At 42.8% G+C, this 7,307-nt stretch carries 6 protein-coding genes; all 6 read right to left on the bottom strand.

The window, feature by feature from the left end; all coding sequences use genetic code 11:
- Nucleotides 1-57: 57 nt before the first annotated feature.
- Nucleotides 58-423 carry a phage holin family protein gene (locus V7121_RS17355; protein ID WP_335547288.1) on the bottom strand — a complete coding sequence of 122 codons (366 nt, stop codon included), beginning with the start codon at nucleotides 421-423 and terminating at the stop codon, nucleotides 58-60.
- A gap of 16 nt (nucleotides 424-439) precedes the next feature.
- Nucleotides 440-1,549 carry a DUF4097 domain-containing protein gene (locus V7121_RS17350; RefSeq protein WP_335547286.1) on the bottom strand — a complete coding sequence of 370 codons (1,110 nt, stop codon included), beginning with the start codon at nucleotides 1,547-1,549 and terminating at the stop codon, nucleotides 440-442.
- A gap of 42 nt (nucleotides 1,550-1,591) precedes the next feature.
- Nucleotides 1,592-1,906, bottom strand: coding sequence for a DUF4870 domain-containing protein (locus V7121_RS17345; protein WP_335500921.1), 315 nt, complete (start codon nucleotides 1,904-1,906; stop codon nucleotides 1,592-1,594).
- Between the two features lie 209 nt (nucleotides 1,907-2,115).
- A complete protein-coding gene (locus V7121_RS17340) occupies nucleotides 2,116-2,301 on the bottom strand; it encodes a hypothetical protein (protein ID WP_335547284.1) in 186 nt (61 codons plus the stop codon).
- A gap of 14 nt (nucleotides 2,302-2,315) precedes the next feature.
- Nucleotides 2,316-5,189, bottom strand: coding sequence for an excinuclease ABC subunit UvrA (gene uvrA / locus V7121_RS17335; RefSeq protein WP_335547282.1), 2,874 nt, complete (start codon nucleotides 5,187-5,189; stop codon nucleotides 2,316-2,318).
- Nucleotides 5,190-5,196: 7 nt separating this feature from the next.
- The gene (gene uvrB, locus V7121_RS17330; RefSeq protein WP_335500915.1) at nucleotides 5,197-7,176 is read right to left on the bottom strand and encodes an excinuclease ABC subunit UvrB; all 1,980 of its coding nucleotides are present in this window, start codon (nucleotides 7,174-7,176) and stop codon (nucleotides 5,197-5,199) included.
- Nucleotides 7,177-7,307 lie beyond the last annotated feature (131 nt).

The following is a 7,307-nucleotide window of genomic DNA, read 5'->3' as shown; positions in this document are numbered from 1 at the left end:
TTTCCTATACAACAAAAAAGGTGTACACAAAAGTATGTGAACACCCTTAGCATAATATCAATCTTTGGATTTCCTGGATGGCTGGAGCAGTGTTTTTTGAATGATTACATTTATCAGCGACATCAGGACTGCGAAAAAGATTGCCATGCCAAATCCGGAAATCTCAAAAGCCTCGCCCATCAAATAATCGGTCAACTCCAGCGTAATTGCATTGATGATTAATAAGAATAACCCCAACGTCATCACGGTCACAGGCAAGGTAAACAGAATCAGGATGGGGCGGACCAAAATATTTAAGATGGACAATAAAATGCTTGCCTGAAGCGCGGCCATAAATCCTGTTAGTTGAAAGCTTTCGTGAAAATAACCCGCCAGTGCCATAAACAACACCGCATTAATCAAACACCCAATCAGCCATCTCATTTTCTGCATCTCCTATTTATTTTTCTTGTAATTTATGAATTCCAATGGAACCCGTTTTTGTGTCAGCAATGATTTTCATCATTTTATCAGGAGGATTTACCGATTTAAAGCGAAGAGATTTTTGAATCATTTCACTCTTTTCCTCAAGCACCTGAACCCCAACGAGTTCGACATTAAAACCGCCTAAATTTGTCTTCAGCTCCCCATTAACGGGCAGACCATCTGGAATATGCAGATCAATTCCGCCAGTTGTCGCTTTTACTTGAATTAATTCCGTACGATTTCCGCTAAGATGATAACTGATATTGCCGTTAAAGGATTGTGTTTCTACAGTTTTGAAATCACCTTCGAGGTGAATTGCACCGTTTATCGTTTCCGCCTCGAGGTGGTCAAACCGACTATCGAATATGTGAATTTTTCCATTTGCCGTTTCAACCTCTGCTTTTTTTCCCTGAATCCGCTCAAGATTTATTTTTCCATTCGCTGTCTTCACCCTAAGGTCTTCCACATTCATATGGTCCCCTGTTACAGCACCATTAAATACCCTAATGCGCATACGATCATACTGAGCTTTCGGCACATAAATAACTGATTCTACCTTCATCCATTTTTGCTGCGTCATAAAACGTAATTTTTGATTCTCAACAGAAAAAGTAGTGTCCCTCAAAAAGTTCTGCCTCGCTTGGTCTGAGTTTTCAACTCGGAATACCTTCGCCTGGCATTCAATCCTCACGTCCGGCTGGTCCCATGCGGCAATTTTAATAGATCCGTTCGCCACATCAATATCTACTTCTTTTAGTTCCGCATTTCCATGATGAAAAATATGGGAGACTTCGATGGACTGGCCGAAATTCAAGTCAAAATCAAAGTCTTTGATTTTTTTCAAGGCAGAATCCACAAAATCAAAAAGCTTCTCCTTCGTGGATTGGTATTTCGCTTGGAAAGGGTCTCCTTTTTTAGCCTCTTCAAAGTTTACAGCTGTAGAGAGTTCATGGACAATTTGTTCCTGTTTCTGCGCCATTGTTTGCTGCGCCTTTTCTAGTTCATCAAGTAATGCCATCGCTTCATCAGCGGTTACCTTCCCTTTTTCAACCATCTTTAAAATCCGCTTTTTTTCTTCTTTCATGATTACCCACCTCAGAATAATAAAATTTGTCTCACTTTATGCTTATTCGTTAATTAATACCTTTACGCCTTTTATAATGTTCCAGATAATCACAATGACCCCTGTGAGCAATAATACGACAATGGAAATGATCGTAAGAGCAGAGATCCTGTCATGCAAATTGAAAATATCATTTAAAATAGTAAAAACCATCAATGCAGTCGGAATCAGGGGGATTAAATGTGATAACAATGACCTTTTGGCATGACTTTTTGTCACATCATCCCCAGATGCAAAATAGACAATCAGTGGAAAAAGAAACCCCGCGAAAAAAATACTAAAATAGCACAAACTTGAAAGTACCTTTCTCGTTTCCATTTTTGCGCTCAACTCCTTTATCACTTATTTACGAAAAAGGAATCTGGAAAGTTTCATTTTTTTATATCGAAGGGCGGGCGATTTTGGTATTCCGCCAAATCTTGGAGGGATTCCGCCTGACTATGAAAAGATTTCGCAGTGCTAGGCAATATTTCCGCCAAACTTTGCATTTATTCCGCCAAACTTTGCATTTATTCCGCCAAACTCAGCTATAATCCCGCCAACCCTCGAATTGTACCCATTGATTTAGGTAAGAATCCCGCCAATTTTTGCAAGAATCCCGCCAAACTCGTTCGGATTCCGCCGATTCCAGCAATCATTCCGCCAATCGCATTTTTAGAGTGAGACCATGCAAAAAAAGAGCTGAGATCCGCAGGTTTCCCTACGGATTTCAACTCTTCCACTCTTCTTATGCTTTTATAGCACTCTTAACTTCTATTTCCTGTTTCATGCGCAGACGATCACGCTCGAGAATTGGCTTTAAGTATTTACCTGTGTAAGATTCAGGGACTTCGGCCACTTTTTCTGGTGTTCCCGTTGCGACGATGGTCCCACCCTTGTCGCCTCCTTCTGGCCCGAGGTCGACCAGATAATCAGCTGCCTTAATGACATCGAGGTTATGCTCGATGACTAAAACCGTGTCGCCATTATCAACTAAACGCTGCAGCACAACAAGCAAACGTGAAATATCATCGACATGAAGACCTGTTGTTGGTTCATCTAGAATATAGAAGGATTTCCCTTGCGAGCGACGGTGCAGCTCAGAAGCAAGTTTGACACGCTGAGCTTCCCCTCCAGAAAGCGTGGTTGCCGGCTGGCCAAGTTTGATATAACCAAGTCCGACATCTAAGATTGTTTGCAGCTTGCGGCTGATTTTTGGAATATTTTCAAAAAATTCAACAGACGCTTCAACCGTCATATCGAGAATATCTGCAATACTTTTTCCTTTGTACCTCACTTCTAAGGTTTCACGGTTATAACGCTTGCCATGACATACTTCACACGGAACATAGACATCTGGTAAAAAGTGCATTTCAATTTTTATGATTCCATCCCCGCGGCAAGCCTCACATCGGCCACCCTTAACATTAAAGCTGAAGCGGCCCTTTTTATAGCCGCGGACCTTCGCTTCGTTTGTATTCGCAAACACATCACGAACGTCATCAAACACTCCCGTATAGGTTGCAGGATTGGAGCGCGGTGTCCGGCCAATCGGCGACTGATCGATATCAATAACTTTTTCTAGATAATCGATGCCCTTAATACTTTTATGTTCTCCTGGCTTCGTTTTGGCACGATGGAGCTTTTGAGCCAGGGATTTATGAAGGATCTCGTTTATAAGCGTACTCTTTCCTGATCCCGATACACCAGTGATGGCTATAAAAACACCAAGCGGCAGCTTCACATTCACATTTTTCAAATTGTTTTCTGAGGCTCCCTTGATTTCAAGAAAACGTCCATCAGGCTTGCGCCGTTCCAATGGCAGTGGAATAAATCTCTTTCCCGCTAAGTACTGACCTGTCAAAGAATTAGGGTCTGCCATCACTTCTGCTGGCGTTCCTGCAGAAACAATTTCACCGCCATGCACCCCGGCCCCCGGACCTATATCAATTAAATAATCAGCAGCGAGCATGGTATCCTCATCATGCTCAACGACAATTAAGGTATTGCCGATATCGCGCATGTTTTGCAGCGTTTCGATTAAACGGTCATTATCACGTTGGTGAAGTCCAATCGAAGGTTCATCCAAAATATATAAGACACCGGTTAATCGGGAACCGATTTGTGTAGCTAAGCGAATTCGCTGTGCTTCGCCGCCGGAGAGCGTTCCAGCCATGCGGCTCAGTGTAAGATAGTCAAGTCCTACATTAATTAAAAAGCCAAGCCTCTCACGGATTTCCTGAAAAATCAGTCTCGCTATTTGCATTTCTTTTTCTGAAAGAGTTAATTCGGCAAAAAATTGATGTGCCTCTTCAATCGAAAGGTCGGTTACCTGGGCAATATGGCGTCCATTAATAAGCACCGCCAAGGTTTCCTTTTTTAAGCGATTTCCCTTACAGGTTGGACAGGCTTTTGTGCCCATGTATTTCTCCATTTGCTCACGGATAAAATCCGAGCTTGTCTCTTTATAACGACGCTCTACATTGCGAATAACGCCCTCGAATTCTATATTGCCTTCACGGACTTGGCCAAAGTCATTTTCATAACGGAAATAAATCTTTTCACGTCCGCCGCCATATAGTACTTTTTCCAATAGATGTTCTGGAATATCCTTCACTGGGATGTTCATATCTACCCCGAAGTGGTCACATACGGCCTCTAGCAATTGCGGATAGTACTGCGAGCTAGTCGGCTCCCATGGGGCTATCGCATGCTCCTTTAGGGTTAATTCTTGATTTGGAATCACAAGGTCAACATCAACTTCCAGCTTTGAACCTAGCCCATCACATTCAGGGCAGGCGCCAAACGGGCTATTGAAAGAAAACATCCGCGGTTCTAGTTCGCCAATGGAAAAACCACAGATTGGACAGGCATGGTTTTCACTGAACAGCAGCTCTTCCTCGCCAATCACATCGACAATGACCTTGCCTTCGCCTAACTTTATAGCTGTCTCGAGTGAATCGGCTATTCTTGCCGAAATTCCTTCTTTGACAACAATACGGTCAATAATTACTTCAATCGAATGCTTTTTATTTTTTTCAAGCTCAATGTCATCGCCAAGATCATGCATTTCTCCGTTTATTCGGACGCGGACAAAGCCCTGCTTTTTAATATCCTCCAGCACTTTGACATGTGCGCCTTTCCGACCGGAAACCACTGGGGCGAGAATTTGCATTTTCGTACGTTCTGGATACTCCATAATCCGGTCGACCATTTGCTCAATCGTTTGCGAGGAGATTTCAATGCCATGGACCGGACAAGTGGGATGCCCGACCCTTGCATATAATAATCGTAAATAATCATAAATTTCTGTCACCGTACCGACCGTAGACCGGGGGTTACGGCTTGTTGTTTTTTGATCGATGGATATCGCTGGTGAGAGACCCTCAATCATATCAACATCCGGTTTATCCATTTGGCCCAGGAATTGCCGTGCGTAGGCTGAAAGGGATTCGACATAACGTCTTTGTCCTTCGGCATAAATCGTATCAAAGGCTAGCGAGGACTTTCCAGATCCGGAAAGTCCCGTTAGGACAACAAGCTTATCTCTCGGAATGGTGACATCTATATTTTTCAAATTGTGGGCTCTGGCGCCTTTCACAATTAGTTTTTCCATTGCCATTGTTCTGTCATCCTTCCGCTTTTAATTCCAAAATTAAGTCACGAAGCTCAGCGGCCCTTTCAAAATTAAGCGCTTTGGCTTCGACTTTCATTTCTTTTTCCATCGTAGCAATTAATTTCTCTCGTTCTTTCTTGTTCATCTTACTAAATGCCGAAGCTGGTTTGTAATCTTCCTGTTCCTCGGCAGCATGGGTGGCACGTATGACGTCACGAATATCCTTTTGGATCGTCATTGGCACAATTCCATGTTGACGATTGTATTCTTCCTGGATGGCACGGCGGCGCCTTGTTTCACTTATCGCTAATTCCATCGAATTAGTGATTTTGTCCGCATACATAATGACATGTCCATTGGCATTACGGGCAGCACGGCCAATCGTCTGGATCAGGGATCGTTCAGAACGGAGGAAGCCTTCTTTATCGGCATCAAGGATCGCAATCAGAGAAACCTCTGGGATATCCAGCCCTTCTCTGAGCAGGTTAATTCCAACCAGGACATCATATTTACCTAAGCGCAGCTCACGGATAATTTCAATTCGTTCTAGCGTCTTTACCTCAGAATGTAAATATTGAACTTTAATGCCAATTTCCTTCAAATAATCGGTGAGATCCTCGGACATTTTTTTCGTCAACGTGGTCACAAGGACACGTTCATTTTTACTCACACGCTCGTGAATTTCACCAATCAAGTCATCAATCTGCCCCTCAATTGGACGAACTTCCAAGGTTGGGTCCAATAGTCCGGTCGGACGGATGATTTGCGAAACCATTTCTGGTGTATGCTCGAGTTCATAAGGTCCAGGTGTTGCAGAAACAAAGATAATATTGTGAATATGCTTTTCGAACTCGTCAAACATTAATGGGCGGTTATCAAGTGCTGATGGCAGACGGAAGCCATGATCGACAAGCACCTGTTTCCGTGCTTTATCGCCATTAAACATTCCTCTCACCTGCGGCAAAGTAACATGCGACTCATCAATCACCATTAAAAAGTCCTTAGGAAAATAATCAAGCAGCGTATATGGTGTTGATCCTGCTTCCCTCAAGGTTAAATGGCGCGAGTAATTTTCAATCCCTGAGCAAAAGCCCATTTCCCTCATCATTTCTAAATCGTAGCGAGTCCTTTGTTCGAGCCTTTGGGCTTCGAGCAATTTATTGTCAGCGCGAAGTTCTTCAAGGCGTTCTTCTAGTTCTTTTTCAATATTTTCAATCGCCTTTACCAGTTTTTCTTCCCTAGTTACGAAGTGGGATGCAGGAAAAATGGCCACATGTTCCCGTTCACCCATAATCTCGCCTGTGAGCGCATCTACCTCGCGAATACGGTCAATTTCATCACCAAAAAACTCAACACGAAGGCAATGCTCATCACGAGAAGCAGGGAAAATCTCTACAACATCGCCACGAACACGAAAGGTTCCCCGCTTAAAATCAATATCATTTCGGTCGTATTGAATGTCGACCAAGCGGCGCAGCAATTGATTGCGCTCCACTTCCATTCCTGTTCGTAACGATAAGACCATCTCGCTATATTCCTCAGGAGAACCTAAACCATAAATACAGGAAACCGAGGCAATTACAATTACATCTTTTCGTTCAAAGAGAGAAGAGGTTGCTGAGTGCCGCAATTTATCAATTTCATCATTGATACTAGCATCTTTTTCGATGAAGGTATCAGTCGATGGAACATAGGCTTCTGGCTGAAAATAATCGTAGTAACTGACAAAATATTCGACCGCATTGTTTGGAAAAAATTCTTTGAACTCACTATATAGCTGACCTGCAAGTGTTTTATTATGAGCGATGACAAGCGTCGGTTTATTTACTTCCTTAATTACATTGGAAATCGTAAACGTTTTACCTGTACCTGTGGCACCAAGAAGCGTCTGCTGCTTTTTATTGTTTTTAATCCCTTGAACTAATTGTTTGATCGCCTCGGGCTGATCCCCTTGCGGCGAGTATTTTGAAACTAATTCAAATTGATCCTTCAAGAAATATCCCTCCCGCAAAATCAATCACTTTTCAGCATATGTACCTTATTCATAGACCGGGATGGTTGCTTTCAAGTGTATCGTCTTAAATTGATATTATCATTCTACCACATTCCCCTAAAAACAAACCA

The organism is Neobacillus drentensis, from assembly GCF_036962125.1.
Classification (GTDB): domain Bacteria; phylum Bacillota; class Bacilli; order Bacillales; family Cytobacillaceae; genus Neobacillus; species Neobacillus drentensis_B.
The sequence above is the reverse complement of the archived record's forward strand: the minus strand, read 5'-3'. Positions and strand labels throughout refer to the sequence as shown.

Excerpts from the sequence above, each read along its gene's own strand:
- V7121_RS17355 (WP_335547288.1), bottom strand. The coding sequence starts at position 423 with ATGAGATGGCTGATTGGGTGTTTGATTAATGCGGTGTTGTTTATGGCA.
- V7121_RS17350 (WP_335547286.1), bottom strand. The coding sequence starts at position 1,549 with ATGAAAGAAGAAAAAAAGCGGATTTTAAAGATGGTTGAAAAAGGGAAG.
- V7121_RS17345 (WP_335500921.1), bottom strand. The coding sequence starts at position 1,906 with ATGGAAACGAGAAAGGTACTTTCAAGTTTGTGCTATTTTAGTATTTTT.
- uvrA (WP_335547282.1), bottom strand. The coding sequence starts at position 5,189 with ATGGCAATGGAAAAACTAATTGTGAAAGGCGCCAGAGCCCACAATTTG.